Here is a 25,666-nt window from a genome sequence, read left to right as displayed (position 1 = left end):
GACAATCATGTCATTGATATCCTACTATGTGCCGAGACGAGCGCAGCTAGTTGGCCGAAACGACTCAGGCGAACTGCTCGTCGTAGAGATCCTGAGCGTGTTCGATGGCGTCGTAGGCGGTCTGTCGGTCCTCCCAACCCTGCGTCTCGACTTCCTTGCCGGCTTCGAGGTTCTTGTAGGTCTCGAAGAACTCGTCGATCTCGTCGAGTTCCTGCTGGGGGATGTCGTCGAGGTCTTCGATATGGTCGAATCGAGGGTCCTCGGCCGGGACGGCGATCACCTTGTCGTCCTGTTCGCCGTCGTCGTCCATGCGCATTAGCGCGACGGGACGGGCCTCGATGATGCAGCCGGGGAAGGTCGCGTCCTCGACGAGCACCATCACGTCGAAGGGGTCCTCGTCGTCGTAGTACGACTGCGGGATGAAGCCGTAGTCGTTGGGATAGTGGACGTTCGAGTGGAGCACACGATCGAGAACGACACCGGGGACGTCCTTGTCGTACTCGTACTTGTTGCGCTCGCCCTTGAGACACTCGACGACGGCGTGGATCGTTTCGGGCGCGTTCGGGCCGGTTTCGAGGTCTTCCCAGAGATTCGTCATCACCCCCTCGTCCGACGAGGCGACGAAAAAGCGTTTTCTATCGCATCGCCCGCGCCGACCGACGGTTAGACGGTAGTATTAATGAATGGTACCACCCATTTATTCCAGTCATGTCCCTTATTTCGGACAACGTCCGTTATGGTTGCGAAGGATTAAATATGTGGATGACATCTTCCTGCTGATGCCAGAGGCACAAGCGGTCCAGGACAGTGGTATCGCCCGCGATCTCACGGCGTTCCAACAGAACATCCTCGCCATCCTGTCGGACGAGCCGATGTACGGGCTCGCGATCAAACGCCAGCTCGAATCGTACTACGACTCGGAGGTCAACCACGGCCGACTCTACCCGAACCTCGACGATCTCGTGGAGATGGATCTGGTCGAGAAATCCGAGCGGGACAAGCGCACGAACGACTACGCCCTCACCGACGATGGCTACGAGGCGGTCATCGATCAGCTCGACTGGACACTCGACAAGTTCGTCACCGACGAGGAACGCGCCGAGACCGTCCGCGACCTCATCGACAACTAACACCGCTCGCGCGGTTTTATTCGTTCATACTGTCGATAGCGTCGGCTTCAGCGAAGACGAGCGATAGCGATTCCTCGATGGCTGCGCGTTGCTCGTCGGTCGGCCACGCGTTACGGACGAAATAGTCGGTCCGGAACTCCCGACGCTCGGCTTCGGTCGCCGATTCGACCGGGCGCGCGTAGTGGTTGCTCATGAAATCGGCGAAGGCCCGTGCGTTCGCGCCGTGGACCGTCCCGTGTGCGGCGACCGCCTCGACGACCGCATCGTTGTGCGCCGCAACCTGCTCCCAGTCGTCGGGGTCGCCGGCTCCCGACAGCGAGCGCTCGACGGCCCGATCGGTGTCGTCGATGCGCTCCGGGCGAACCTCGCCGTCGACGAGCCACTCGTCGGGGTGACAGACGAGCGTGTCGTCGGTCTCGCGGACGCGCACCCGAAAGTCGTGCTCGGCGAGCAGCTCGTGGCGACGCTCGCGGTAGGCCTCGCGCTCGTCCTCGTCGGTGACGGTACGTGCCAGCCGTGTGAGTCGTTCGGCCTCGTCGACGACTCCTTCCGGAAGCTCACTCATCGAAGGCCTCGTTCGCGCGGGCGTCGGCCCGTTCGTTCGCCTCGCGCGGGACGTGCTCGATCGACCAGTCGTCGAACCGTTCGAGCAACTCGCGCACCCGCACCCGGCGCTCGCGCAGTTCGGGGTCGTTGGTCTGCCACGCGCCCCGGACCTGCTCGACGACGAGCTGTGAGTCGCCACGGAGTTCGACAGTGTCGAACCCGTAGTCGGCGGCGCGTTCGAGCACCCGAGTGAGCGCGTCGTACTCGGCACGGTTGTTGGTCGTCTCGCCGACGCGCTCGCCGCCCTCGGCGACGATGCCACTGCTGTCGACGATCACCCAGCCGATGGCCGCCGGACCGGGGTTGCCACGCGATGCGCCGTCGAAATAGCAGTGTGCGCGCCCGCCTTCCTCTCGGAGTAGTCCTTCGAGACGGGCCGGTGTTGCGCCCTGAATCACGACCTTACCGTCGTAGGCGACGGCAGTCGCCTCCGCATCGACCGCTCGCCAGCGCTCGTGATCGGTGTTGCCCGGTTCGATCGTGACCCCGGCTGATTCGAGGCGCTCGCGGGCCTGATCGACGTCACACTCGATGACCGGCATTGCCGACACTCGCCGTAGCGGTCGCATAGCGGTTGCGATACGATACTGTCGAGAACGCACACTCGACGAGCGGCGGCAACCCGATGGGTCGAATATCGGCCATTCGCCCCCAAGAGTTTATACGCTCTGAGGATACTACTATAAAAGTGCAATGACACGGTCCACTCGTCAGCGGGAGCGTCAGGCCGAACCGGAGCAGGTGGACGACGAAAACGAGGGGTTACGTCGCTGTCCGGAGTGTGATTCGGACAATCTCGCCAAGAGCACCGACCGTGGCGAGCTGGTCTGTGAGGACTGCGGGCTGGTCGTCGAGGAGGAGAACATCGATCCCGGCCCGGAGTGGCGGGCGTTCAACCACGCCGAACGCCAGCAGAAATCCCGTGTGGGTGCGCCGACCACCCAGACGATGCACGACAAGGGGCTCACGACCACGATCGACTGGAAGGACAAGGACGCCTACGGGCGGTCGATCTCCTCGAAGAAGCGCTCGCAGATGCATCGCCTGCGCAAGTGGCAAGAGCGCATCCGAACGAAGGACGCCGGCGAGCGCAACCTTCAGTTCGCGCTCTCGGAGATCGACCGGATGGCGAGCGCGCTCGGCGTTCCGCGATCGGTACGGGAGGTCGCCTCGGTCATCTATCGACGCTCGCTCGCCGACGATCTCATCCGCGGGCGCTCGATCGAGGGCGTCGCCACATCGGCGCTGTATGCGGCCTGTCGGAAGGAAGGCATCCCCCGAAGCCTGGAGGAGATCTCGGAGGTATCGCGCGTCGAACGCAAGGAGATCGGTCGGACGTATCGGTACGTGTCCCAGGAACTTGCCCTCGAAATGCGCCCGGTCGACCCCAAAAAATACGTCCCCCGCTTCTGTTCGGAGCTCACCCTCTCGGAGGAGGTTCAGGCGAAGGCCAACGACATCATCGAGACGACCGCCGACGAGGGTCTTCTCTCGGGCAAATCGCCGACCGGCTACGCCGCCGCGGCGATCTACGCCGCCTCCCTCCTCTGCAACGAGAAGAAAACCCAGCGCGAGGTCGCCGACGTCGCCCAGGTCACCGAAGTAACGATCCGCAATCGGTATCAAGAGCAGATCGAGGCAATGGGCATTCATAGCTAGGACCGAACCAGATACTCACACGGGCCCGCATCGTGAACGCATGGACGAAGCGACGCTACGAGCACTGCTGACGGGCTTCGGTGGCGGTTTAGTCGGCGCGCTTATCGGTGGACTCGTCCTTTTTGGCTCGTGTTCTACGACAACCAACCCATCTGGGTGACCGTCATCACGCTCGTCGGTGCTGCGGTCGGGAACGCTATCGGATTCGGGCTGAACGAGGACTCGAAGACGGCGTGAGGAACGATCGTCTTCGCCCATCCGAGGGTTGAAGCGTCCGAGAGCCCTCGATTTACGTAATGCGGCTCGACGAATATTTCGAGGAGATCGAACGCGACGAGCGCGCCGAGCGCCGGCAGTTGGCGGCCGAGAAGTCCTACGCCATCACCGACTACCTCGACGACGTCGAGACGAACTTCGAGCAGCGGGTCTCCGACGACGCGCTGCTCGGCAGCACCTCACCCACGATCTTCGTCGGTCGCTCCTCGTACCCGAACGTCTCGACGGGCGTACTCTCGCCCGTGGGCCACGAGGAACGCGCCGCCGACTTCGAGACGGGTGGTCACTGGTACGATCGCGACTTCTCGATCGAGGACGTCTTCCAACACCGCACGGGACTGGTGAACACCGCGAAGACGACCAGCGTGACGAACGTCGCCGACGCCTGGACCGGCTTTCTGGGAACGCAGCGCGAGGTCGCCATCGCCGATAGACCCGTCGACGTGGAGATCGGGCTCGACAGTTCGCTCGATGTCGATTTCTCCGTGTCGGCCGAGGACGTCACCTCGCCGACCGGGCCGCGCGCACGGGCCGAGAGCGCGACGCTGACCGAGAATCCACACGTCCCGCGGCCGGTGAAGAAGACCCTCGAAGACGACGACTGGCGCGCCGAGGGGGCGATGAACTACCTCTACAACCGCGGCTTCGACGTCTACGACATCAACACGATCCTCTCGGCCGGCGCGCTCGGCGAGGGCGACAACCGCCGGCTCGTCCCCACGCGCTGGTCGATCACCGCCGTCGACGACACTGTGGGGCAGTTCCTCCGCGGGCAGCTCCGCAACGCGACTGCGGTGGACAAACCCGAACTGTTCTACAACGAATATCTCGGCAATCGCTTCTGGATCCTGCTCGCACCCGGCCAGTGGGAGTTCGAACTCGTCGAGTGCAAGGCTCCCGGCAGTGTCTGGAACCCCGCCCCCGAGCGAGGGATGGTGCTCGCCGCCGATCGCGAGGGCCACGAGGGTCGGACGTCCTACGTCGACGAGACCGCCGGCGCGTACTACGCTGCCCGACTGGGCGTGCTCGAACAGCTCGTCGAGCGCGGCCGGCAGGCATCGGTGCTCGTCGTGCGCCACGTGACGCCCGACTACTGGGGACCCACAGGCGTCTGGCAGGTCCGCGAATCGGTACGAAACGCCTTCGACGGCGAGTCGGGCACGGCCGAATCGTTCGGGGACGCCCTCCGCCAGCTCGAACCCAAGCTGCCGATCTCGCTTGCGCGCCTCCGCCGGAAGTCATCGCTCGCGGCGGGCGTCCAGTCCAGTCTGTCGGCGTTCGGGAACTGAAAGGCGGAATCCTTTCGCCCCCGGCCACTCGACACGAGGTATGAGCGTCACAGGCGGGCAGACCAGTCGCGTGCGCGCCCTCGTCGTCGCGCTCGCCGTCGGGGGTCTCGGTATCGGGGTCGCGTCCGTTCTCGGCAGGGTGGTCGTGCGCTCGCTCGCGTTCCTCGATATCGAACTCAGTGCACTGGGGTTGCTGGTCATCTCCTTGATAACGGGGCAGGGGGTCGCCTTCGGCAGTGCCGCCCTGCTGTATCTCCGATTCAGAGGTCTCGGACGGACGTATCTCGGCATCGATGTTCCCTCGCTTCGGGACGTCGTTACGGCGCTGAGCGGCTACGCGCTGGCGCTCATCGCGCAGTTCGTCGGATCGATACTGCTCACGGTCGTTGGGGTCCAGCCGGCGGAAAACCAGGTCGGGCAGATCGCTGCCCAGAACCCCGAGCTGCTGCTTCTGTTGATTCCAGCCTCGTTTATCATCATCGGCCCCGGCGAGGAACTGCTCTTCCGTGGCATCGTCCAGGGCCGGCTCCGGGAGTCGTTCGGCCCCGTCCTCGGTGTGGTGCTCGCGAGCGCCGTCTTCGCCGCGATCCACTTTCAGTCCCTGACCGGCGGCGTCGGCGGGCGGCTGGCGACCATCACGGTGCTCTTCCTGCCGAGCCTGGTCTTCGGTGCGGCCTACGAGTTCTCCGACAACCTCGTCGTACCGGCGTTCATCCACGGCGCGTACAACGCGACGCTGTTCACGCTGCTCTATTTCGTCCTCCAGGCGGACCTGCCGGTCAGCGTGGTTTTCTGATCGACCAATCTCATACCGGCACCGGGAGCCACCGCAGCCAGCCAGCCACTTGCTCGGGCGCGAGCAGCGGCGGATGAAGCACGAGCCAATCGAGCAGCGTCAGCCCGAATCCGTGAGCGACGACCGAGGGGAGGATCGACCGGCTCCGGTAGTCGACCGCGCCGAAGAGCACGTCCGTGGGGCCCGACAGCAGCAGTTCGATCGGCGGCTTGCTCGCGTGCTGGAGCGCATACACGACGGGACTGATGAACACGCTCTTGAACCCGATCTCGCGCACGCCGACACAGAGCAACCCGCGAAAGTACGTCTCGGCGGCGAGCACGACGATGAACTGTCCGACTGCGTGGGGAACGAACGACGATACGGTCGGCTCGACGCTCCACATCGGGTAGTACGCCCGCACCGTCGGCAACGACGATCCGACCAGATAGAACGGCAATACGAATAGCGCGAGCAAGAGGGTGTTCCACAACGCGCGCCGATCGACACGCCAGCCGAGCCGCCGGCCGTACAGCCGCGCGAGCGCCGCCGGCCCAACGAGGTAGAGTAGTCCGTCACGGACGACACGCGCCCACAACGCCGTGCTCGTGCTGCGTTCGAGCGCCATCCACGCGATCGCGAGCACCGCACCCCACAGGAGCGCGAGCGCGACCCACCGCCGCCCCGAGGAGCGATCCACCCTACTCCTCGGTCTGGACGGGCCCCGCCCCGACGACCTCGCGTACGCTCTCCTCGAACTCCTGCCGGCGCTCGAAGTACGGCTCGTCGACCTCCGCAAGCACGGCACTCAGGCTGGTCGGCCCATCTGGCGTCCGGATCTCGATATCGCCCACGCGCTGTTCGACCGTCGAATGCTCCATCCCCCACGTCAGCCGTGAGGTGACGCGCGCCAGCGGCACACCCTCGACGGACGGCCCCTCGCCCAGTTCGACGACTGGTTCCTCTGTTTCCTCGTCGGCTTCGTCATCGGCCATACGAACACCGCGTGACGGCCCGCTTTGTGTTTTACGAACCACTTTTTAGGCGGGGGTGTCGCGCGCTCAAGCCTCAACCAAAAACCTGGACTAAAAAGGACCGCTCGCCCTTCATCCACCAAGACCGCACCCAACTGCTCCGTAACCGCCACCGCCGCGACCGCGTCGCGGCCGCACCGCGACCACGGGTTTCACGAGCCGAACGAGTTTTCGCCCGCTCGGGCCGAGGGCAGGCATGAACTTCGACTCGCTCGTGCTCGCGGCGGCCACCGCCGACCTGAGCGACGAACCTGCTGCCCGCGCCCACGCCGACGCCGTCGAATTCCGCATGGACCTCGCCGACGACCCGCTCGACGTACTCGCGGCCTACGACGGGGAACTCCCGCTGATCGCGACCAACCGAACGGTCGAGGAGGGGGGCGAGGCTCCCGCGGACTCCGACCGGCTCGACGCGCTCGCGCGCGCTGCCGAGTTTCTGACCGTCGCGGCGATCGACATCGAACTGGCGACGATCACGGACGAGGAATGGCTTGCTGACGAGGCCCGCGGTCACGACGCGGACTGTATCGTCTCGACACACGACTTCGACGCGACGCCCTCGCGCTCGGCGATGGAGGACACGCTGGCACGCGCGAGCGAGTACGGCACGGTCGCGAAACTCGCCGTCACGGCCACCGACCCGGACGACGTACTCGATCTGCTTGCGGCCACACACGCCTGCACGGAGCGCGGCGACCGCGTGGCGACGATGGCGATGGGCGCTGTCGGCGGCCACTCGCGAGCCATCGCCCCCCTCTACGGCTCGCGGATCGCCTACGCACCGGTCGATCCAGAACGGGCGACCGCACCCGGCCAGTACGATCTCGCGACGCTCGCCGGACTGCTCGATACCCTCGATTAGTCGATTTCTTCGGAGCGGTCGTCGACGCTGCTCTCACCCATCCGCATCGCAACGACGACGCCGAGCAGACTCACGAACACCCCGGCGACGACGAACGCCACGAGCCGGGCATCGCCACCGATCGTGAACCCGCGGATCGAAACGACGCCGAGACTCGTCGCCGGCATCCGCAACGGGTCGATGACGCCGGCGCGTTCAAGGAAATAAGCTCCGAACCCCCGAACGACGAGTCCGATCGCCGCCAGCACGAACGGGAGGTTGAACGTGGCGTTGCCGACGCGACTGCTGTGCAGCCACTCGTCGACCGCCCGACCGGTGCTCGCGGTCAGTCCCGCCGTCGTCAGCCACGGCACGCTGTCGAACAGGAACGCCATCACCGTCACGAGCGCGCTCGCCGCGCCCGCGAGCGGCGAGGCGCTGATCACTCCGACGACCAGGCCCACGAGTGCGAACCCGCCGGCGATCACCCCCGTGACGACCGAGAGCCGGCCGGTATAGAGCCCATCGCGCACCCCGCCGGTGAGCGCCGCGAGCGCGTCGTCGACACCCAACCCCTTGTAGAGCACGAACAAACCGGTAAGGGCGGCGACGGCGGCGATAGCGGCCCGCAGGCTCTGTGCGAACACCACCAGTACGGGCACCGCAAGCAGCGCGACGCCGATCGGTACCAACACCGTTTGTCGGAGCTCCTCGTTGGCGAGGAACTGCTTCAGGAGATAGTAGGCCGATTCGAGATCGCGGGCCTGCCGAACGACGACCCGCGAGACGGCATCGACGCGCACCCGGCTCTCGACGACGTGGACGACGCGCTCTTCGGCCGTGCTGTCGGTGACGACGACCGCCGACTCGATCGACCGATCGGCGAGCAGGTGCTCGATCTGCCGGGCGAGATCGCGGTCGGCATCGACCGAGTCGTCGGCGCCCGAAACGACCGCGACCACCGGATCCGTGCCCGACTCGCGAAGCTCGCCGGCGAGGCGGAGCCCTTCGAGCAGGCAGTTCACGCGGCTGCTCTCGGGGTCGGCGAGCCCCACGTCGGTGACGAGCGAGCGGATCGTCCGCTCGCCGACCACCGGCAGCTCACCAGCGATGTCGGCGACGGTCTCGCCGCGGTCGATACAGACGACGAGCGTACTCACGGCTCACTGTTCACGACCACGCCATGAAAACACCCGCGATAGTGCCGGTTTGCGAACATCCATATCTCCGGCCAGCCTCGTTCGTCCGTGTCCACCACCGCAGATCCCGAATTCGTCGATCGAACCTTGGAGATCGCTCGCGAGAACGTCGAGGACGGCGGCCGACCCTTCTCCTGTCTCATCGTCCGCGATGGCGAGATCCTCGCCGAAAGTCCGAATCTCGTCGCTCAGACCAACAACCCCGTCGCCCACGCCGAAACCGTGGCCATCGAACAGGCCTGCAAACGCGTCGGCAGCGAGGACCTCTCGGGCTGTGACGCCTACAGGTAGTGCAGCGAGAGTGCCGCGGGGCTTGACCCCGCGGGTGAATCGCGTAAGCTCAACGGATGTCCGACGCATTTATGTGTGCGAAATTGCTAACAGAATCTGTAACAGATATGGAACAGCGACACCTTCGCGTCGACCTCACCGACGAAGACATCGAGCGAGCGACCGAGTACGCCGAGGAACACGGGCTTCGGATGCCACGTGCCTACGGCGACCTCATCCGCGAAGGCTTGGACTAGTCGATGGACCTCACGCTTCGTTTCCGTGCGTATCCCGACGATCCCACGGCGAGCGAGGCGTGGCGGCACATCGACATCCACCGCCAGATACGGAATCATGCGGTGCGTGACTACTATCACGCCGAGTGGAACGACCGACCGAGTGCCTACGACCAGCACTCGAAACTCACCGATTGGAAGCGCGAGTGGCCGACCTTCGCGGAAGTTTCGGCGCACGCCGCCCAACAGACCGTTTCACAGATCCACCGCAACCTGACCGTCCTCAAGGAACATCGGCAGAACGGGCGGAAGGTCGGACGGCTCAAATGGCAGGGTGCGGGTGACTTTCGTTCGGTTGCGTATCAGTCCGAGGGCTACGACGTGGATCACAACACGGGCCGGGACAGATATGCAACCCTTCACCTCTCGAAGATCGGCGATATTCCCATTCGCACCCACCGGAACCTGCCGGAAACGGATGCGATTAAACGGGTCGCTCTCAAGAAGGAGACCACCGGCGAGTGGTTCGCCACGTTCGTCATCGAGGCCGACGAACCCGAGAAGCCCGACCCGAAGGAGATCGACCGTAGCGACTGCGTGGGCGTGGATCTCGGCATCCTCTCGTACATCCATACGTCCGATGACTGCTCGGTCGAACCGCTCGCCCTCTCCGACGAATACGATCGCTATGCGCGCGAACAGCGGTCGCTCGACCGAAAGGAACACGGGTCGGCCAACTGGGAGAAACAGCGGCGGGCGGTGGCGACGGCGAGACGCCACATCAAACGGAAAGTCCTCGACTTTCAGCACAAGCTGAGCTCGTGGCTCGTGACCGAGTACGAGGTGGTGTGCGTGGAAGACCTCGATGTGAAGCCGATGCTCGAAACTTCACAGTCGGCGAAGAACAAACAGGATGCGGCATGGTCGCAGTTCCTCTCGCTCCTTGAATACAAGGCCGATCTGCACGGAACACACATCGTGTCGGTCGATCCTCGGAATACGACGAAGGAGTGCAACCGATGCGGCGTGAAGACCGACAAGCCGCTGTGGGTGCGCGAACACTCGTGTCCGGCCTGCGGCCACGAGGAAGACCGTGGCCTGAACGCGGCGAAGAATATTCTCGACAGAGGTCTCGAACAGATAGGGGCGGGATGCTCCGAATCAACGCCCGTGCAGACTGCGCTCCCTGCGTTCACTCGCGTTCGAGTGGATGCAAAGCGCGTCGTCGAAGCGGGAAGCCCCGCGGCTTGACCGCAGGGTCCGTTCACGACGAGTACGAGAAAGATTGGGAGGACCGGAACCTTCCATTGATCCACGCCGACGAAGCCGACGACGAGGCTCTCTCGGTCTACGAGCGCTGGCAGGAACTGAACGCGTAGCTCGCTATCGAAGTTCCAGACTGAACTCCTCGTCGACACCGATCGAGTCGGCGACGCCCGCACCGAACGCGTAGGCGACGCCCTGCGACTGGCTCCTGATGCGCTCCATCAGGCTCTGCTCGGGCGTGAACTCCTCGATCTCGACGTCGTGACCGAGACGCTCTTCGATGCGTTCCTCGACGTCCTCGCGGGTGCCGAGTTCGTCGACGAGCCCGTTCTCGATCGCGTCGGTTCCGAGATAGACCCGAGCTTCGGTCTCGCGGATCGTCTCCTCGTCGAGCCCGCGGCCCTCGGCGACGTGCTCGACGAACGTCTCGTAGTAGTCGTCGACGAGCCCCTGGAGATATTCGTCGTCCTGCTCTTCGGGCTCCTTGAGCGGGTAGCCAGCGTCCTTGTACTCGCCGGCGGTCTTCGGGCGGTAGTCGAGTCCGAGCTTGTCGGCCAGTCCCTTCGCGTTGACCGACGAACCGCGCACGCCGATGCTCCCGACGACGCTCGCCTCGCGCGCCCAGAGCTCGTCACAGCCGGCAGCGATCCAGTAACCGCCGCTCGCACAGGTGTCGGTCGCGTAGCCGATCGTCGGGCCGTCGAAGCGCTCGGCCGCCAGACGGATGTCCTCGCTCGGCAGCACCTCGCCGCCGGGCGTGTTGAGTTTGACGACCAGCGCCTCGACGTTCGGGTCCTCGTCGGCGCGTTCGATCTGCTCGACGATCTTGTCTGCCGGGATCGAGCGCTGACTGCTGCTCGGAAGACGACTTCCTTCTCGGGAGATGGGGCCCTCGACGGCGACTTCGACGGTGTTGTAGCCGTTTTTCGCCTGTGCACGAAGCCGCTTGACCGTCCCCCAGATGCCAGCGCCCGCGCTCGCGCCGATGGCTGCTCTCATGAATGTCGCTCGTGAATCGGTCGCCATACCTGCTCGTCGGGCGCGCGGCGGATGAATCTTCGCTCGTGGCGACGATCTGGGCGTCGCAGTCGGGACGCGAACTTAGAGCTTGCCTGCTTTCTGCAGTTTCATCAGGTCCTCGGTGTCGAGGGTTTCGCCCTGCTTGAACTGCTCGTAGATCTCCTCGGCCTCGGCCTCGGCCTCCTCGCGACGCTGGTCGCGCTCGGATTTGCGCTCCTCTTCTTCCTCTTTGTCCATCTCGCGCAGGCGCTTTTGCACCTCGACGAAGTCCTCGTGGTGGCGGTCGGCGGCTTCCTGGGCATCGACGAACTTCTCGTGCCACTCGTCGGCCTCGTCGCGGACGTCGTCGGCCTCGCGGTAGGCCTCGATCATCTGGTTGTGGTGCTCCTGGGCCTCGTCGGCGAGCTCCGTCACCTTCTCGTGGTGTTTGGAGGCTTCGGCGCGGATCTCCTCGGCCTCGGCTTTGACCTCTTCGAGCCCGTCGGTGTCGTCGAGCGCTTCCTTTCGCTCGCGATACTGCTCGCGTTTGTTCTCGATTTTCTCGATGAGTTCGCGCTCGTCCTCCGTCGAGAGTACCTCGGTCTGCTGGCGGAACTCGAGCTTCTCGATCTCGTCTTCGAGCTCATCGAGATCCTTGCCCTCATCGAGTTCGAGGTCGCCTTTCATCTCGTCGACCTCGTCGAACAGTTCGTTGGCCTCGGCGTTGAGCTCGTTGCGCTTCTGCTTGTGCTCCTGTACCTTCTCGTTGAGCTCGTCGCGTTTCTCGCGGTGTTCCTGTGCGAGGTCGACCTGCTCTCGTGTCTTCGCGTTGAGCTCGTCGCGCTTGTCGGCGCGCTCGGAGGCCGCCTGGTTCAGGTCGTTGCGCCGGTCGCGGAGCTTGCCGGCGAGTTTGATGAGCTGTCCTTTCGAGTCGTTTTCGAGGTCGTCGTCGGTCAGTTCGACGTTTTCGGATTGATCGATCGTGCTTGCCATGGTTCTGTTGCTATCCCAGCCGTGCCAGCGTACGGTTGCCACTCACGGGCGCTCGTCGTCTCTGAGGAGTGGTCCGTATCATTCTCTGTGCGATACCACTGTGACGCCGGCAGCGTTCTGGCATGTACCAATACTGCCAGAAACGGTTTAAGCGTTGTGATCGTGTGGGTCGTTCTCTCTCGGCCCACTCTCGCCCTCTCGACCCGTTCACCGCTCGTTCTCGTTTTCCACCTGCCGATCGTCGGTCACGAGCGTCAACGCGATCCGTTCGCGATCGGTCGACGCGTCGAGTTCGCCAGCCACCGCCTGCGAGAACGGACCGACGGTGACTGACAGATTCCCGCTCTCGGTGCCGGCCCGCCAGTCGACCTCGCCAGTGACCGTTTCGGGCGTGTCGTTGACGACGACGGCCCGTGGCTCCGCCGCCGTGTCGTCGAGTACCACCGTGACCGGTTCGAAGGCGGCTTCGACAGTGTCGATACCCTCTTCCGACGGATCGAAAACCGTCACGAACGGTTTCGCCGACAGCCGCAGCGTCTCGATCGCCCGTCGTGCCTGCGTCGCCTCGGCGGCTCCTGGCACCACGTAGCGCGTTCGGGTCTCGTCGCTCGCGTGGCCATCGAGCACCCAGGATTCCACGGCCTCGTCGTCGGCATCGGCCCCGGTATCGAGACCCGGCATCGAGAGCACGATCGCGTCGTCGGGCAGCGACGTTTTGGCCGCCGTCGCCGTCGCCGCGCCGCCGTCACCGTTCCCCGTCGATCGGAGCACGCGCCAGTCCGCTTCCTCGGTCGTGACATCGAACCCGTGGGCGTCGTCGCGAACGGCGAACGCGGCGAGGCTCGGCCGATGACCGACTGCGCCGGCGAGCGTGCGTGCGACAAGCCGCGCGCGCTCGACGTCGAGCGCACCTGCACTCATCGGCACGTCCTGACAGACGAGCATACCGGCGGCGTCGGCGGCTTCGTAGAACGATTCGGGCGGCACGTGGCCGTACGGGCGGACGAGCGTCGCGTTCGCCGCGATCGCGCGGTCGATGACGTCGGTCGCACTCTCGTCGGGCAGCGAGACGAGCCCGCGCACCGGCACGTGCGTCCCGTTGACCGACAGGCCGTCCGGGCCGTAGTCGACGGTTCGAAAGCCGGTCGTTGCCGTGCGTTCGTGCTCGCCGAGGCGTGCACGGACGGTGTAACGGTTCTGTGGACCGGTGCCGCGAGGCCACCACCGGTCGGGATCGCGCACCGACAGCTGTCCCTGGACGACGACGCGCTCGCCCGCACTCGCCTGGACGCCGACCTGCGTCAGTGCGCTCGCGCCGTCCGCCCCCTCGGGCTGCAGCGAGAGTCGCACGCGACCGTCGAGATCGCTGCCCGCATCGATCGTGACGATGGCGTTGACGCCCACTTCCTCGTCCGTTTCGGCGGTGCGAACCGTGAGATCGGTGATGACGGCCTCCGGTACGCTCTCGACGCTGGCACCCCGGCGTATGCCGGGCACGCGTTTGCGTTCGGAAACCAGTCCTGTCTCGAAGACGCCGCCGAAACGGTCCTCAGGCGCGCGACACTCGACGAGCAGTTCGTTTTCCGTGTCGGGATCAACCACCGTTCGGAACGGCGTGAAGTAGGTGTCGTGGCGGCCGACGAACGCGCCGTTCAGCCAGACGCGAGCGTGGGCGTAAAGTCCGCGAAGGGTGAGCAGCGCCCGTTCGTCACCCTCGCGCGGATCGGCGAACTCCGTTCGGTAGGCGACGGCGTGCTCGCCGACGAACTCGTCGGGAGCCGCCGGATCGACGGCATGCCAGTCGTCGGCTTCAGGTGGGCCGTCGCCGGGCTCGACCGCCGCAGCCGTCCACTCGTGCAGTTTCATAGCAGTTGAGGGTTCGCCGCAGCCATAGCCCTTGTGTCGTGGGTCAGCGCTCGAAACGCGAAGCTATAACCGTCGATTCCGGCGATGGCTGGTATGGACGAACGCGTCCGTGCGCGCGGCCACGAGAACGTCACCGCGCGCCACGCGAGCACGCTCGAACTGACCCGAGACGACTATCTGACGCCGGCGGGCGACTGCATTCTCGGCATCGAGGCCGACCGCGCACCCGCCGACTTCGACCCCGCGTTCGTCGAGGCCTGCCGCGACAGCGAGGCGACGATCACGCTGACGCTCGACGCCGGCGATCACACCGAGACCGTCACCGGTCGCGGCCATCCGGAGCTCGAATGCACGAACGATCGAAGCCTCGTCTGCCGGACGAGCGACTACGTCGACGATCGCACCGTGATGGTCGGAGCCGATAAAGCGGCCACCGATCTCGATCGAACCTTCGCCGACGCGCTCGCCGATGGGGTCGAGATCACGGCTGTGTTCCGCGTCGAATAGCGTTTTGTGGCCGGCCCACGAGGGGAAGACATGAGCGAGGACGAACCGACGGAGAACATCAGCGGTGGGTACGACGGTGGCGGTCTCGCCGCGGAATTCGACGAGCGCGACGCCGAAACGCGTGCCGAGGCGGTCGTCGATCGGCTCGGCGAGCTCTACTGGCAGAAGACCTACGGCGGCCAGGATGCCTTCGAGTGTCTCGTGCGCACGATTTTGAGTCAGAACACGAGCGACAAGGCGAGCCAGCCCGCCCACGACGCACTGATGGCTCGCTACGGCGAGGGAGCCGATCTCGCGAAAGCACTCGCCGACGCCGAGCAGTCGACGCTCGCCGAGACGATCGAGTCGGCGGGCCTCTACAACCAGAAATCCGAGACGATGATCGCCATCGCCGAGCGCGTCGTCGACGAGTACGGCAGCGCCGCAGCGTTCGACGAGTTCGTCACCGAGGAGGAGCCCGCGACGGTGCGTGAGACGCTGCTCGACTTCTCGGGTGTCGGACCGAAAACCGCCGACTGTGTACTCCTGTTTTCGGGCGGACGCGCGGGTGTCTTCCCGGTCGATACGCACGTTCACCGGATCTATCGACGACTCGGGATCGCCCCGGCCGACGCCGATCACGAGGACGTCCGAGAAGTGCTCGAAGCGCAGGTGCCCGCCGAGAAATGTGGGTTCGGCCACACGGCGACGATCCAGTTCGGTCGCGAATACTGCACCGCACGCAGCCCTGCCTGTCTCGACGATCCCGACGCCTGCCCGATGGGCGATCGCTGCGAGCAGGTGGGCGTCTATCCCGCAACCGACGAGGTCGTCGACCCGTCCGAGGCGGACTGATATCGACGGTACCGACCGCACTCATTGACTTTTGTCCTGTTCGATCACTCCGCGTCGAACGGAGCGAACTCCGGACCATCGTAGTCGGTCTCGACTGCGAGCTTACCCGCGACGATGCGCTCGGCCAGTGCATCGACGCGCTCGCGAACGTCGTCCGGCACGTCCGGCGCGAGCGACAGCCGGACGGCCTCCGGCTCCTCCAGCCCGATCTCGACGATCCGGTCGGCCTGCCAGTCGCCGTTTTCGAAATCCCTGGCGGCCGCGATCGCATCGGCACCGACGTCCGCGACCGCCGATCCGACGAAGGTCTCGGGGTGATCCGGATACCAGGTGCCGACGTTGCCGAACAGATCGATGCCGTGCTCGTCGGCGGCCGTGATCGCGCCCGAACGGCCCGTGTTGAGCATGGTGAAGATCGTGTCCGCACTCCGTTCGATCTGAGCTTCGGCGACGCGGCGGGCGAGATCCGCGTCGTCCTGATCGCCGGCGAAGGTGGTGAGTAGCGTCGCGTCCGGGTTGGTGTGTGCGACGCCGGCGGCGTAGGCGGCCCGTCCCTTGAGGCCGGGTGGGACGCGAATCCCGGAGATATGTCCCACGACGTCGCTCTCGGTGAGGAGACCGGCAGCGGCTCCGGCGAGAAAGGCCGACTGCTCCTGCAGAACCACGTAACTCGCGAGATTCGGGCCGGTGACCGATCCCTGTGTCACCACGAACGCAATGTCCGGATGATCCGGGGCCACATCGGCCGCGGCCGCAGAGCCCTGCCCGCCGTGGACGATGAGCAGGTCGGGACGCTCGGTTGCGAGATCCCTGATGGCTGTCGCCAGCGATTCCGTCTCCGACGCCACGCCCTCGATCGATCGGGTTGCGGCACCGAGTTCGTGCTCGATGGTGGAGAGTGCCTCGTCGCCCGCCTGAACGAATCCGTCGTCGTCCACGTCGCCCGGGAGGACCATCGCGACCGTCAGTTGTGTCGAGGTGGTGGTCATCGTCTCGCTGCTCCGACATCGAAGTCGGTGAGCCATCGCGACCGTGAGTCGGCAGCCTGCACCGGGCATCGCCCCGCGCGTGATCTGCTGTGGGCCATCGTCGGAGGACTCACGACCGCGTTGCATGAAGCTATCGTTCGTCGGCACCTCGATCGCTATGCCGTGTATTCGCTCGGATCACAGCGTCAGGAACTGTGGTCCGGTGATGAGTACGACACCGGAGATCACCAGAACGGCACCGACGAGCAGCCGTCGCGTGATCGATTCGACCTGGCGGAAGAACAGGACCGTCACGAGGATCGCGAACAGGGAGGTCGGACTCGAAAGCGGGTCGACGACGGTCACCTGGCCCCGTTCCAGGGCGGCGAACAGCCCGAACAGCGCGAGCGCGCTGAAGATCCCACAGCCGACGAAATACGCGTACGCCTCCCGCGGAATCCGGAAAAACGAGCGCAACTGCCCGCGTTGCGAGTAGAGGATGAAGGATAGTAGTCCGACGAGCCCAGCGAGTTCGTTGAGCGCGACCGCATCCAGCGGTGTCGCGCCCGTGTTGGTGAACAGATAGCGGCGGGCGACGTTCCCGAACGCGAACGTGAGTGCTGCCCCGAGCGGGAAGAGCAGATCACGTTTGTTCCAGCCGGTGATGTCGCCGCCACCCGAGAACGCGACGAGTCCCAGCCCGCTCACGACACAGAGAATGCCCACTACTCCCTGGGCCGTGATCGATTCGCCGAGAAAGACGATCGCGAGGATCGTCGCCCACAACGGACGCGTGTTGACCGTCGCGCTGTTGACGCTGGCCCCGGCGCGCTCGACGCCGACGTAGTTCAGCAGGCGAGCGAGTCCGGTCGAGACGAGTCCGATCCCGAAAAACGCACCTACTACCCAGAGCGGGAGCGCGAAGAGATCGAACCCTCTGATGACGAGCGAGAGCCAGTAGCCGATCACACTCACCGAGACGACGACGATCGAGGCCAACAGCGGCGTTCCGCCCCGCTCCATGCCTGCTTTCGAGAGTGGATCCGAGATGCCCCAACTCATTGCAGTCAGAAGAGCAAGCCCCACAACAACAGTATCCATGGCAGAGACTGTATCGGTCCCTGGATAGCTGTTGTGATCGATTTACGATCAACAACGATGTCAAATAGCGGTCGTGACGCAGCGAGCGGCGCATTCCACCGGAACACGTCCACCCGTGCGCAAGGCGATTCGCTTCTCCGTTCGTGGCACGCTGGGCCAACAGAATCGAGCAGTAGTTATGTGGAATCGCGCTCCGCCTGCCACTCCCAGAGCAGTTCGAGACCGATCCACGCAAGACACCAGACGAGAACGACCGCCGAAACGAGCGCCGTCGTGGCAAGCATCTCGAGTCCGAGTGCGAGCGAGACGAGAACCGGGTAGAACAGGACCGTGAGTACGATGGCCACCAGCAAGCCGCCAGCACCACAGAGATGATGTTCGAGCGATCCGATGCGTTTCGTCCCGTCACTCTCGGAGACCGTCGGCCGACCATTGCCAGTCGATCCATGTGGTGTGTACACGCTCGACACCCACGTAGAGATACGCGGCTGCTCCGTGTTAGTCGTTTCGCCGACAGGATCGATGCTGGAAGGATGCTGTGTCACGCCGAACAGCAGTCAGAACAGTCAGCACACCGTCTCGTGCGGGGACCGCGCTACTGATTACTTGAACCGGAACGTTTCGAGGTTCTTCGGTGCGAACGTCCGCATGTTGTAGTTGTGATAGAGCGCCGAGGAGAAGTCCTGGACGCTCTGTTCGTCGCCGTGGACGCAGAGCACCTTCTCCGGGCGCGGGTTCATCGTCTTCACGAAGTTTTCGAGCCCCTGCCGGTCGGCGTGGCCCGAGAACCCGTCGACGGTTTCGACTTCGAGTTCGAGATTGAGCGTGCCCGAGCGCCCGCGCCCGCCGTTCATCGGGATCTCGTCCCACCCGTTCTGAATGCGGCGGCCGAGCGTGCCCTGTGCCTGATAGCCGACGAAGGTCATCGTGCTGTCGGGATCGGTTCCCAGATGTTCGAGCCAGGACATGATCGGGCCACCGGTGACCATCCCCGACGTCGAGAGGACGATCGCGGGATCGCCGGCGGCGACCTCCTCGCGTTCGTCCTCGCCCTCGTCGATGTGGTTGAACTGCGGCGCGAGGAAGGGGTTCTCGTCGTCGTGGAAGATGCGATCCCGGAGGTCGTCGCGGAGATATTCGGGGTAGGTCGAGTGGATCGCCGTCGCCTCCCAGATCATCCCGTCGAGGTGGACGGGCATCTCCGGGATCTTCCCGTTGCGCATCGCCTCCTCGAGGACGAGCATGATCTCCTGTGAACGCCCGACCGCGAAGGAGGGAACCAGGACCTTGCCGCCGCGGTCGGCGGTCTCGTTGATGATCTCGACGAGACGCTCCTCGGAGTCTTCCTGATCGGTCTTGTAGTCGTTGCGGCCGCCGTAGGTCGACTCCATCACGAGCGTCTCGACGCGCGGGAAGTCGTTGACCGCGCCGTTGAACAGCCGGGTGTCGTCGTAGTGGATGTCGCCGGAGAAGGCGACGTTGTAGTGGCCCTCGCCGATGTGGAAATGTGAGACCGCGCTGCCGAGGATGTGGCCTGCGTTGTGCATCGTCAGCTTGACGTCGGGCGCGATGTCGGTCACGTCGCCGTACTCGATGGGGATCGTGTGTTTGACCGCCTCGCGCACCATCGCGCTGTCGTAGGGTGGGCTCCGGCCCTCCTTGGCCGCGACATCGAGATAGTCCAGCTGGAGCAGTCCCATCAGATCGCGCGTCGGCTCGGTCGTGTAGATCGGGCCGTCATAGCCGTATTTGAACAGCAGTGGGATCAACGCCGAGTGATCGAGGTGGGCGTGTGTCAGGACGACGGCGTCGATCGAGTTGAGCGGGTTCGCCTCCGGCACCTGGAGGTAGGGCGCGTCGTCGGAGCCGGGTTTGTCGCCACAGTCGATGAGAATGCGCGTTTCCGGCGTCGAGAGAATGAAGCTCGCTCGCCCCACCTCGCGACAGCAGCCGAGCGTCGTGATGCGCACCCACTGGTCGTCGGACATCTCCTCGCGGTGGATCTGTCGGCCGACCCGTTCGAGGATGTCGCGGCGCTCCTCGCGTTCCTGTTTGAGAAAGTTCCTGACGTTCGAAACCGTCGAGGATTCGATCGGCGGCGTTCTGACGACCTCGGGCGTCCAGCCGACTTCCTGGGTGATCTCCCGGAGGGTGGAGCCGTGGCGGCCGATCACCATCCCCGGTTTCGCGGCCTCAATGACGACTTCACCGGTGTCCTCGTGGAAGTCGACGTTCGAGACGTCGGCGTCGTCGGGGATCACCGAGCGCACCGTCTCGCGGGCGCTTTCGGGCGGCGTGAGCGCGTCGGGCTCGGGGCGCACCGTGATGCGCTTTCTGAGCTTGCCCGCGAGGGTCCGGATCAGATCGCCGTTGCGCGCGAACTTCTTCGGGTCACGCGTGTAGATGACCAGCTCCGGTCCTTCGTAGGTGACGTCCGAAACCGAGATGTCGTTTGGCAGTTCGTCCGTTATCGTCGACGTTATCTCGTCGAGTTGCTTGTCTACCGTGCTCATACTGGAACTCAGTCCATGAGATTTCACCCGTCCAGGTCACCTCCGATCGCCACCGGCGATCGGATCTCGTCGCTCGCCGTCGCGAACACGACGCGTAGCCTATGCGGTACGCTCTGGAGGTCTTCGACCCAGCGGGCGGGTTCGGGTTCGGACCCCGCGTCCGATACTGAGAGTCCGGAAAACCCGCGTGTATTCGGAGGTATAGGACGACGATTATAAAACCTTTCGCAAAACCGTAATCCCCTCGGCTCGTTCACCCGAACATGCAAGTCACCGCCGACACCGTAGCCGCCGCCCACGACCGTACCTTCGACCGTGCGCCGACCGTCGTTACGCTCATCAACGACGTCCGCGCCGATCTCGGCGACGCCTTCGACACCGACGTCGCGAGCGTCACCGTCGAGGCCTACCGCGACGAGGTCGACGTCGTCTTCGCTGACGGCGATCGCGCGGTCAACGTCGCCGCGCTGCTCGCGCTGCTCGAAGAGCTCGACGTCGAGGGCGACTACCCGGGGTTCGTCGTCGACGAACTGCTCGGCCGCGAACTCGCCGGCACGATCGCCGGTCAGCAGCCGCTCAGACTGCTCGGCGAGGCGACCTTCCACTACGCGGACATCCACACCCACATCGAGGGGCCGGCAGGTGCCGACGACGCGCTCGCGGCGCTTGCGGCGGGGTTTCAGACGCGACTCCCCGGCTGGGAGTGGAAACAGAGCGAAAGCCCGTTCGCGGTCGATTAGGCTTCTGCCGCCGTGTCGTCGCCTTGCTCCGCACGCTCGGCCTCTGGCTTCATCTGCCGGCGGTTGGTGAGCGCGAGCGCGGCGAACAGCACGCCGCCGATGGCGCGCAACGCGAGATCGAAGGTGAGCGCGTCGAACGAGACGGCCATGCCGAGCGCCGCGAGGATGCTCTCGGCGCTGTTGAACAGCAGTCCGGGGGCCATCAACAGGAGTGCCGTGAGCGCGAACGCGGCCCGCTCGGCCCACGACACCTCGCTGTAGAGGAAGCCGATGACCGTCGCCCCGAGCGCGACCACGCCGAGGAACACGCCCACGATCGGGATCAGTACTTCAGGAACGAAGTAGCCGACGTCGAGCACGTCACTGACCCCGATGACGCGGTAGACCTGATCGGCGTCGGCCGGCACGCCCGGGATCCGCCGCAGCAACACGACGCCCGGCACCAGCACGAACGCGAACGGCACGATCGCCTTGTTGAGCGACAGCGAGAACGCCTCGATACCCGTCTGGAACGGGTCGGACTTCGCCACGCCGGAGGCCGCATACGCCGCGACCGCCACCGGTGGCGTGATGTCGGCGATTACGCCGAAATAGAGGATGAACAGGTGGGCGGCCAGCAGCGGCACCTCGAAGTTGGAGATGGCCGGCCCGAGCAGCGAGACGAGGATGATGTAGGTGACGGTCGTCGGCATCCCCATCCCGAGGATGATCGAGGAGATCGCGGTGATCACCAGCAGGAGGACGAGCGAATCGCCCGCGACGCTGAGAATCAGCGTCGTCAGGTTCGGTCCCAGCCCCGTGGTACTGATGACGCCGGGGATGATACCGGCGGCGGCGACCGCGATCACCACGGGCGTGGCGGTGCGCGCACCGGATTCCATCGCCTTTTCGAGGAACGTGAGAAATCCGACCGCCCGGTTGGATCCGAACTGTGGGCGACCAACCGCGCTCGTCACGGTGTCGATGGCGTCGTCGACCTGGTCGTCGTAGTCGATCAGCGGCGCGTCGCCGTGTGAGCGCGCAAGCAGCGTGAGGAAGCTCACGGCGATGACGAGCCACCCCACCTTGCCCGCAACGGCCGCCGCGGCCGCGCCGGGAGCCATCCCCGCACCGCCCGCGCCGGTGAGCGCGGCGATGACGCCGACGCCGGCAACGAGATGGGCGAGGAACTCCGCGATCGCGAGCCCGCCGATGACGCCGACCAGCGGCCAGCGCGTACGCTTGTTGTAGGCTGCGACGAACGCGATGAGCGCGGTGATCGCCAGGATCGTATACCACGCCGAGCGCGCGACCGTCAGCCGTGCGACGAGGAGATAGTACAGCAGGAGCACGAGCGGCACGAGATAGAACCAGCCCTGTCGCAGATGCGAGCGAAGCCCGACGAGATCGGACGCATCGACGCCGCCGATCCCCGCCCGCGAGGCTTCGAGATGGACCATCACCCAGACGCCGAAGAAGAAGACGATCGCGGGGATCGCCGCCGCGACGATGACGTTCGCGAACGGTGTCTGGGTGTACTCGACGATGAGGAACGCCGCCGCACCCATCACGGGCGGGAGGATCTGTCCGCCCGACGAGGCCGAGGCTTCGACCGCACCGGAGAACTCGGCCCGATAGCCCGTCTTCTTCATCAGTGGGATCGTGAACGCACCGGTGGTGACGGTGTTCGCGATCGACGAGCCCGAGATCATCCCCATGAACCCCGAGGCGAGGATCGACGCCTTCGCCGGCCCACCCTTGCGTCGCCCCGTGGCCGAGTAGGCCAGATCGATGAACCACTTGCCCGCACCGCTCATCTCCAGAAAGGCCCCGAAGAGGATGAAGATGAAGATGAACTGGACGCTCACCCGAACCGGCACGCCGAAGACGCCGTTGGCGGTGTTGTACCAGAGGTTCTGGATGACGGTCGTCCACGGACTCTGTGGGATCTGTCCGAGCACGCCGACGATCGGTGCGTCGCCCGGGATCAGGTAGCCAAAGCGCGCGTAGACGATGAACAGGCCGACGATCGACATGAGATAGAACCCGAGCGTCCGCCGGGTCGCTTCGAGCACGAGCAACACGCCGAGCACCCCGAGGACGAACGCGGCCGAGCTCTCGTCGAGCGGGATCCCGATCGCGGCGAGCGCATCGATCGGGGCCGACAGTACCGGCAGTATCTCGGGGATCGTTCGCCCGGAATCGAGCCCGAGCGAGCGGAGCATCTGGACCTCGTCGAAATCGAGCAGGATGTAGAGCGTGCTGAGAATCGAGCCGAGCATCAGGAGAATATCGACGGGCGTGACGCGTTCGCGTTCGGGATCGAGCAGGAGCCAGCGGATCACGCCGCGAACGCCGCGCGCACCACGAGTAACCGGGTTCGTCTCGCCCAGCCGCGTTTCGAGTATCGGGACGAGCCGTGCCAGCCGCCGCGAGAGAAAGCCATCGCCCTGCGTCGCCGGAAAGAGCAGGAAGGTGAGCAACAGGCCGAACGTGACGTGGATGCTGTTGACCTGCAGCGACTGCAGCGAGCCGAGCGTGACCTCGCCATACAGCGGGAGCGAGAACGAGAACGTGAACCCGCGGGCGGCGAGCCAGAGCTGGTACGCCGAGAACGCGACGGCGACGACGATGACAGCTATCCCCGCTAGCCCGCGCAGCGAACGCCGGCGTTCGAGTTCGTCGATCAGTTCGTCGGCGTCTTCGGCAGCGTCACCTGTAACGCCTGTATCGTCGGTTGCTGTATCAGTGCTCATGAATCAAGAGTATCGAGTGTGTTCTGCAGGACCGATCGTTCGGTGAGGTGGAGGCGGACGCCCTCGGCGTCCGACCGTGCAACGAGATCATAGCTGGTGTTTCCCACCCGAAGCCGATGGCCGGCGGTCCGGCCCGGCTTCACGTACAGTTCCTCGTAGCGTCCCTGCGGATCGAAAGTGAACGAACCGTTCTCGCGGGTGACGTTCGCGCGCGCCGGTAACCCCCAGCCATAGGACTGGAACTCCATGCCCGTCATCACGAGCGAGTCGTTCCGAACGACGTAGATGTCGTGGACGGGCGTCTTCTCGACGCTGTGGGTGTAGCTGAGGACGACCGGCGTGCCGTCCGAAACGGGGGTTGTGAGTAGCTGCTCGCCGCTGTCCGCGTCCTCGACAACGAGCGTACGGCCGGCCGGCGTCGCCGCGGCGACGGCGGTGACCGCCAGCCCGATGGCTACTACCACGAGTAACAGACGAACGGTCCGTCGCTGTCGGTCGGTCATCGGTGATGCTGTTCGGTCGTCGGTGTTCGACGGACGGTTCGAAACGCGTGGTCGGCCACCGCGTTAGGACGAGGTGGTGTCGTTGCCCATCGCGGTGCCGGCCTCGGTTTCCATCCCGGCGTCGGTACCGCCATCCATCGTCGTCCCACCGCTCGCGTTGCCGGAGCCACCGCCTGCCGAATCGAAGTACGCCGCCGCGCCGGGGTGGAGATCGATCGACATCCCGTCCTGGGCGGAGTCGACGCTGATGGAGTCCGTCTTGATCGTGAGATCGGAGACGTTGTCGAAGATCGCGGTCGTCACGTTCTGGACCGTCTCCTCGGGCACCTGCGTCGTCGTGGCGATCATCGCCTGAACGGCGACGGTGGGTTTGGCGTCGCTGACACCCTGGTAGGTGCCGCCCGGGATCTCGTCGTTGGCGAAGAAGTCCGCAGCCTGTTTGACCTGCTTGCGCTCGTCGCCGTCGATGGCGACGATGCCGATCGAACTCGTCTCGGCGAGCTCCGAGATCGCGCCGACAGGCCAGCCGCCGACGACGAACGAGGCGTCGATATCACCGTTCTGGATCTGCTCGGCGGCCTGCGAGAAGTCGGTGTTCTGCTCGGTGTAGTCGGAGACACCCACAGCTTCGAGGATCGTCTTCGCGTCGACCTGCGTCCCGCTGCCGAGATCGCCGGTGTTGATCGTCTTGCCGCTCAGGTCGGCGATCTTCTCGACGTCGCTGCTGCCGGGCGTGACGACGGTGATCGTCTCGGGGTAGAGCGTGGCGACGCCACGCAGGTTCTTGATCGCGTTGTCCTGAAAGGCGTCGATACCCGTACCGTTTTTCGCGAACGAGGCGATGTCGTTCTGGATCAGCGCGAAGTCGGCCGATCCGTCGGCGAGGCTGCCGACGTTCTCGACGGAGGCGCCCGTCGAACGCACCTGCAGGCTGTAGTCGGTGTTCGACTGGACGATCTGTTTGATCTCGTTCGAGAGCGGGTAGTAGGTCCCGCCGGTGCCGCCGGCGTCCCAGACGAGGTTGTTGGAGCCGCCCCCACCGCCGGAGCCGTTCCCGCCGGAACCGTTGCCACCACCGCTCCCGCCGCTCGTCCCGTTGCCGCCGGAGCCGTTGTCACCGCCGCCACCGGAACAGCCCGCGAGACCGGTCGCGCCGACGACGCCGAGCGCGCCGGCCGTTCGCAGGAACGTCCGTCGGGAGGTGCCCCTCGTGTCTCCCTTCAGATTCCCACTAGAGTCATTTTTTGCCATGCACTATCGAGTCGGCTCCGCCGGCATTAATCTACCGGAGACGATCGTCCATGACAGTCCTGCCGTGACGCGATT

Annotated in this window: 28 protein-coding genes; 12 read left to right on the top strand and 16 right to left on the bottom strand. The window is 65.1% G+C overall.

Features of this window, described 5'->3' with window-relative positions; all coding sequences use genetic code 11:
• Nucleotides 1-64 precede the first annotated feature (64 nt).
• Nucleotides 65-598 carry an inorganic diphosphatase gene (locus tag C451_RS06180; protein ID WP_007738874.1) on the bottom strand — a complete coding sequence of 178 codons (534 nt, stop codon included), beginning with the start codon at nucleotides 596-598 and terminating at the stop codon, nucleotides 65-67.
• Between the two features lie 181 nt (nucleotides 599-779).
• Here C451_RS06180 and C451_RS06175 point away from each other — a divergent pair, with 181 nt between their 5' ends.
• Nucleotides 780-1,130 carry a PadR family transcriptional regulator gene (locus tag C451_RS06175; protein ID WP_007738873.1) on the top strand — a complete coding sequence of 117 codons (351 nt, stop codon included), beginning with the start codon at nucleotides 780-782 and terminating at the stop codon, nucleotides 1,128-1,130.
• A gap of 16 nt (nucleotides 1,131-1,146) precedes the next feature.
• Here the strand turns inward: C451_RS06175 and C451_RS06170 are convergent, their stop codons facing one another.
• Together C451_RS06170 and rnhA are read right to left on the bottom strand one after the other, a co-directional pair.
• Nucleotides 1,147-1,695 carry a DUF7108 family protein gene (locus tag C451_RS06170; protein ID WP_007738872.1) on the bottom strand — a complete coding sequence of 183 codons (549 nt, stop codon included), beginning with the start codon at nucleotides 1,693-1,695 and terminating at the stop codon, nucleotides 1,147-1,149.
• Nucleotides 1,688-2,278 carry a ribonuclease HI gene (rnhA, locus tag C451_RS06165; RefSeq protein ID WP_007738871.1) on the bottom strand — a complete coding sequence of 197 codons (591 nt, stop codon included), beginning with the start codon at nucleotides 2,276-2,278 and terminating at the stop codon, nucleotides 1,688-1,690. The genes C451_RS06170 and rnhA overlap by 8 nt, the downstream gene beginning before the upstream one ends.
• 151 nt (nucleotides 2,279-2,429) lie before the next feature.
• Here rnhA and C451_RS06160 point away from each other — a divergent pair, with 151 nt between their 5' ends.
• From C451_RS06160 to C451_RS06150, 3 genes are all read left to right on the top strand, one after another.
• Nucleotides 2,430-3,395 carry a transcription initiation factor IIB gene (locus C451_RS06160; protein WP_049913008.1) on the top strand — a complete coding sequence of 322 codons (966 nt, stop codon included), beginning with the start codon at nucleotides 2,430-2,432 and terminating at the stop codon, nucleotides 3,393-3,395.
• Nucleotides 3,396-3,691: 296 nt separating this feature from the next.
• On the top strand, nucleotides 3,692-4,960 hold the full coding sequence (gene nreA / locus C451_RS06155; RefSeq protein WP_007738869.1) for a DNA repair protein NreA: 1,269 nt from the start codon (nucleotides 3,692-3,694) through the stop codon (nucleotides 4,958-4,960).
• A gap of 40 nt (nucleotides 4,961-5,000) precedes the next feature.
• On the top strand, nucleotides 5,001-5,756 hold the full coding sequence (locus C451_RS06150; RefSeq protein ID WP_007738868.1) for a CPBP family intramembrane glutamic endopeptidase: 756 nt from the start codon (nucleotides 5,001-5,003) through the stop codon (nucleotides 5,754-5,756).
• A 10-nt stretch (nucleotides 5,757-5,766) separates the two neighbouring features.
• On the opposite strand, the gene C451_RS06145 is transcribed toward C451_RS06150, so the two are convergent.
• Nucleotides 5,767-6,363 (bottom strand): CPBP family glutamic-type intramembrane protease, encoded by a 597-nt coding sequence (locus C451_RS06145; protein ID WP_394295065.1) that lies wholly within the window; start codon nucleotides 6,361-6,363, stop codon nucleotides 5,767-5,769.
• 73 nt (nucleotides 6,364-6,436) lie between these two features.
• A complete protein-coding gene (locus C451_RS06140; protein ID WP_007738865.1) occupies nucleotides 6,437-6,730 on the bottom strand; it encodes a DUF5789 family protein in 294 nt (97 codons plus the stop codon).
• Nucleotides 6,731-6,965: 235 nt separating this feature from the next.
• Between C451_RS06140 and C451_RS06135 the strand changes: the two genes are divergently transcribed.
• The gene (locus C451_RS06135; protein ID WP_007738863.1) at nucleotides 6,966-7,631 is read left to right on the top strand and encodes a type I 3-dehydroquinate dehydratase; all 666 of its coding nucleotides are present in this window, start codon (nucleotides 6,966-6,968) and stop codon (nucleotides 7,629-7,631) included.
• On the opposite strand, the gene C451_RS06130 is transcribed toward C451_RS06135, so the two are convergent.
• Nucleotides 7,628-8,770 carry a DUF373 family protein gene (locus C451_RS06130; protein WP_007738861.1) on the bottom strand — a complete coding sequence of 381 codons (1,143 nt, stop codon included), beginning with the start codon at nucleotides 8,768-8,770 and terminating at the stop codon, nucleotides 7,628-7,630. The genes C451_RS06135 and C451_RS06130 overlap by 4 nt on opposite strands.
• A gap of 87 nt (nucleotides 8,771-8,857) precedes the next feature.
• Here C451_RS06130 and C451_RS06125 point away from each other — a divergent pair, with 87 nt between their 5' ends.
• The 4 genes from C451_RS06125 (at nucleotide 8,858) to C451_RS24010 (ending at nucleotide 10,694) form a co-directional block, all read left to right on the top strand.
• Nucleotides 8,858-9,100 carry a nucleoside deaminase gene (locus C451_RS06125; RefSeq protein ID WP_004053777.1) on the top strand — a complete coding sequence of 81 codons (243 nt, stop codon included), beginning with the start codon at nucleotides 8,858-8,860 and terminating at the stop codon, nucleotides 9,098-9,100.
• Between the two features lie 107 nt (nucleotides 9,101-9,207).
• Complete coding sequence (locus tag C451_RS24015; RefSeq protein ID WP_256686301.1) at nucleotides 9,208-9,336, top strand: hypothetical protein; 129 nt, start codon at nucleotides 9,208-9,210, stop codon at nucleotides 9,334-9,336.
• 3 nt (nucleotides 9,337-9,339) lie between these two features.
• Entirely contained in the window at nucleotides 9,340-10,566 is a 1,227-nt protein-coding gene (locus C451_RS06120; RefSeq protein ID WP_007738858.1) for an RNA-guided endonuclease InsQ/TnpB family protein, read from the top strand.
• Nucleotides 10,563-10,694 carry a hypothetical protein gene (locus C451_RS24010; protein WP_275039322.1) on the top strand — a complete coding sequence of 44 codons (132 nt, stop codon included), beginning with the start codon at nucleotides 10,563-10,565 and terminating at the stop codon, nucleotides 10,692-10,694. Before C451_RS06120 ends, C451_RS24010 begins: the two co-directional genes overlap by 4 nt.
• Before the next feature lie 4 nt (nucleotides 10,695-10,698).
• Here the strand turns inward: C451_RS24010 and sppA are convergent, their stop codons facing one another.
• The 3 genes from sppA to C451_RS06105 form a co-directional block, all read right to left on the bottom strand.
• A complete protein-coding gene (sppA, locus tag C451_RS06115; protein WP_007738857.1) occupies nucleotides 10,699-11,607 on the bottom strand; it encodes a signal peptide peptidase SppA in 909 nt (302 codons plus the stop codon).
• Between the two features lie 75 nt (nucleotides 11,608-11,682).
• Entirely contained in the window at nucleotides 11,683-12,573 is an 891-nt protein-coding gene (locus tag C451_RS06110) for a coiled-coil protein (RefSeq protein ID WP_007738856.1), read from the bottom strand.
• Nucleotides 12,574-12,780: 207 nt separating this feature from the next.
• A complete protein-coding gene (locus tag C451_RS06105; RefSeq protein WP_007738855.1) occupies nucleotides 12,781-14,439 on the bottom strand; it encodes a glycosyl hydrolase 2 galactose-binding domain-containing protein in 1,659 nt (552 codons plus the stop codon).
• 93 nt (nucleotides 14,440-14,532) lie between these two features.
• On the opposite strand from C451_RS06105, the gene C451_RS06100 reads away from it, so the two are divergent.
• Nucleotides 14,533-14,946 carry a DUF371 domain-containing protein gene (locus C451_RS06100; protein WP_007738854.1) on the top strand — a complete coding sequence of 138 codons (414 nt, stop codon included), beginning with the start codon at nucleotides 14,533-14,535 and terminating at the stop codon, nucleotides 14,944-14,946.
• Between the two features lie 30 nt (nucleotides 14,947-14,976).
• Nucleotides 14,977-15,780 carry an endonuclease III domain-containing protein gene (locus tag C451_RS06095; protein WP_007738848.1) on the top strand — a complete coding sequence of 268 codons (804 nt, stop codon included), beginning with the start codon at nucleotides 14,977-14,979 and terminating at the stop codon, nucleotides 15,778-15,780.
• Nucleotides 15,781-15,824: 44 nt separating this feature from the next.
• Here C451_RS06095 and C451_RS06090 read toward each other — a convergent pair whose 3' ends face one another.
• From C451_RS06090 to C451_RS06075, 4 genes are all read right to left on the bottom strand, one after another.
• A complete protein-coding gene (locus tag C451_RS06090; RefSeq protein ID WP_049913012.1) occupies nucleotides 15,825-16,895 on the bottom strand; it encodes a BMP family protein in 1,071 nt (356 codons plus the stop codon).
• Nucleotides 16,896-16,946: 51 nt separating this feature from the next.
• Nucleotides 16,947-17,849, bottom strand: coding sequence for a DMT family transporter (locus C451_RS06085; protein WP_241431208.1), 903 nt, complete (start codon nucleotides 17,847-17,849; stop codon nucleotides 16,947-16,949).
• 176 nt (nucleotides 17,850-18,025) lie between these two features.
• Nucleotides 18,026-18,310: a hypothetical protein gene (locus C451_RS06080; protein WP_049913011.1), complete on the bottom strand. Its 285-nt coding sequence runs from the start codon at nucleotides 18,308-18,310 to the stop codon at nucleotides 18,026-18,028.
• Nucleotides 18,311-18,451: 141 nt separating this feature from the next.
• Nucleotides 18,452-20,362: a beta-CASP ribonuclease aCPSF1 gene (locus C451_RS06075; protein ID WP_007738840.1), complete on the bottom strand. Its 1,911-nt coding sequence runs from the start codon at nucleotides 20,360-20,362 to the stop codon at nucleotides 18,452-18,454.
• A gap of 263 nt (nucleotides 20,363-20,625) precedes the next feature.
• On the opposite strand from C451_RS06075, the gene C451_RS06070 reads away from it, so the two are divergent.
• Nucleotides 20,626-21,102, top strand: coding sequence for a hypothetical protein (locus tag C451_RS06070; protein WP_007738837.1), 477 nt, complete (start codon nucleotides 20,626-20,628; stop codon nucleotides 21,100-21,102).
• On the opposite strand, the gene C451_RS06065 is transcribed toward C451_RS06070, so the two are convergent.
• The 3 genes from C451_RS06065 to C451_RS06055 all read right to left on the bottom strand — a co-directional run bounded on the left by C451_RS06065 (nucleotide 21,099) and on the right by C451_RS06055 (nucleotide 25,591).
• On the bottom strand, nucleotides 21,099-23,837 hold the full coding sequence (locus C451_RS06065; protein ID WP_007738835.1) for a TRAP transporter permease: 2,739 nt from the start codon (nucleotides 23,835-23,837) through the stop codon (nucleotides 21,099-21,101). The genes C451_RS06070 and C451_RS06065 overlap by 4 nt on opposite strands.
• Nucleotides 23,834-24,340, bottom strand: a complete 507-nt coding sequence (locus tag C451_RS06060) for a DUF1850 domain-containing protein (RefSeq protein WP_007738833.1) — start codon at nucleotides 24,338-24,340, stop codon at nucleotides 23,834-23,836. Before C451_RS06060 ends, C451_RS06065 begins: the two co-directional genes overlap by 4 nt.
• Before the next feature lie 63 nt (nucleotides 24,341-24,403).
• Complete coding sequence (locus tag C451_RS06055; RefSeq protein WP_007738832.1) at nucleotides 24,404-25,591, bottom strand: TAXI family TRAP transporter solute-binding subunit; 1,188 nt, start codon at nucleotides 25,589-25,591, stop codon at nucleotides 24,404-24,406.
• Nucleotides 25,592-25,666 lie beyond the last annotated feature (75 nt).

Origin of the sequence: Halococcus thailandensis JCM 13552, from assembly GCF_000336715.1 — an archaeon.
Classification (GTDB): Archaea; Halobacteriota; Halobacteria; order Halobacteriales; family Halococcaceae; genus Halococcus; species Halococcus thailandensis.
The sequence above is the reverse complement of the archived record's forward strand: the minus strand, read 5'-3'. Positions and strand labels throughout refer to the sequence as shown.

Bases quoted from the DNA above. Each gene is read 5' to 3' on its own strand.
- C451_RS06065 (WP_007738835.1), bottom strand. From the start codon at position 23,837: ATGAGCACTGATACAGCAACCGACGATACAGGCGTTACAGGTGACGCT.
- C451_RS06150 (WP_007738868.1), top strand. From the start codon at position 5,001: ATGAGCGTCACAGGCGGGCAGACCAGTCGCGTGCGCGCCCTCGTCGTC.
- sppA (WP_007738857.1), bottom strand. From the start codon at position 11,607: ATGGCGACCGATTCACGAGCGACATTCATGAGAGCAGCCATCGGCGCG.
- C451_RS06060 (WP_007738833.1), bottom strand. From the start codon at position 24,340: ATGACCGACCGACAGCGACGGACCGTTCGTCTGTTACTCGTGGTAGTA.
- C451_RS06095 (WP_007738848.1), top strand. From the start codon at position 14,977: ATGAGCGAGGACGAACCGACGGAGAACATCAGCGGTGGGTACGACGGT.
- C451_RS06085 (WP_241431208.1), bottom strand. From the start codon at position 17,849: ATGGATACTGTTGTTGTGGGGCTTGCTCTTCTGACTGCAATGAGTTGG.
- C451_RS06075 (WP_007738840.1), bottom strand. From the start codon at position 20,362: ATGAGCACGGTAGACAAGCAACTCGACGAGATAACGTCGACGATAACG.
- C451_RS06055 (WP_007738832.1), bottom strand. From the start codon at position 25,591: ATGGCAAAAAATGACTCTAGTGGGAATCTGAAGGGAGACACGAGGGGC.
- C451_RS06110 (WP_007738856.1), bottom strand. From the start codon at position 12,573: ATGGCAAGCACGATCGATCAATCCGAAAACGTCGAACTGACCGACGAC.
- C451_RS06170 (WP_007738872.1), bottom strand. From the start codon at position 1,695: ATGAGTGAGCTTCCGGAAGGAGTCGTCGACGAGGCCGAACGACTCACA.
- C451_RS06120 (WP_007738858.1), top strand. From the start codon at position 9,340: ATGGACCTCACGCTTCGTTTCCGTGCGTATCCCGACGATCCCACGGCG.
- C451_RS06105 (WP_007738855.1), bottom strand. From the start codon at position 14,439: ATGAAACTGCACGAGTGGACGGCTGCGGCGGTCGAGCCCGGCGACGGC.
- C451_RS06090 (WP_049913012.1), bottom strand. From the start codon at position 16,895: ATGCAACGCGGTCGTGAGTCCTCCGACGATGGCCCACAGCAGATCACG.
- nreA (WP_007738869.1), top strand. From the start codon at position 3,692: ATGCGGCTCGACGAATATTTCGAGGAGATCGAACGCGACGAGCGCGCC.
- C451_RS06135 (WP_007738863.1), top strand. From the start codon at position 6,966: ATGAACTTCGACTCGCTCGTGCTCGCGGCGGCCACCGCCGACCTGAGC.
- C451_RS06100 (WP_007738854.1), top strand. From the start codon at position 14,533: ATGGACGAACGCGTCCGTGCGCGCGGCCACGAGAACGTCACCGCGCGC.
- C451_RS06175 (WP_007738873.1), top strand. From the start codon at position 780: ATGCCAGAGGCACAAGCGGTCCAGGACAGTGGTATCGCCCGCGATCTC.
- C451_RS06145 (WP_394295065.1), bottom strand. From the start codon at position 6,363: ATGGCGCTCGAACGCAGCACGAGCACGGCGTTGTGGGCGCGTGTCGTC.
- C451_RS06140 (WP_007738865.1), bottom strand. From the start codon at position 6,730: ATGGCCGATGACGAAGCCGACGAGGAAACAGAGGAACCAGTCGTCGAA.
- C451_RS06070 (WP_007738837.1), top strand. From the start codon at position 20,626: ATGCAAGTCACCGCCGACACCGTAGCCGCCGCCCACGACCGTACCTTC.
- C451_RS06180 (WP_007738874.1), bottom strand. From the start codon at position 598: ATGACGAATCTCTGGGAAGACCTCGAAACCGGCCCGAACGCGCCCGAA.
- rnhA (WP_007738871.1), bottom strand. From the start codon at position 2,278: ATGCCGGTCATCGAGTGTGACGTCGATCAGGCCCGCGAGCGCCTCGAA.
- C451_RS06160 (WP_049913008.1), top strand. From the start codon at position 2,430: ATGACACGGTCCACTCGTCAGCGGGAGCGTCAGGCCGAACCGGAGCAG.
- C451_RS24015 (WP_256686301.1), top strand. From the start codon at position 9,208: ATGGAACAGCGACACCTTCGCGTCGACCTCACCGACGAAGACATCGAG.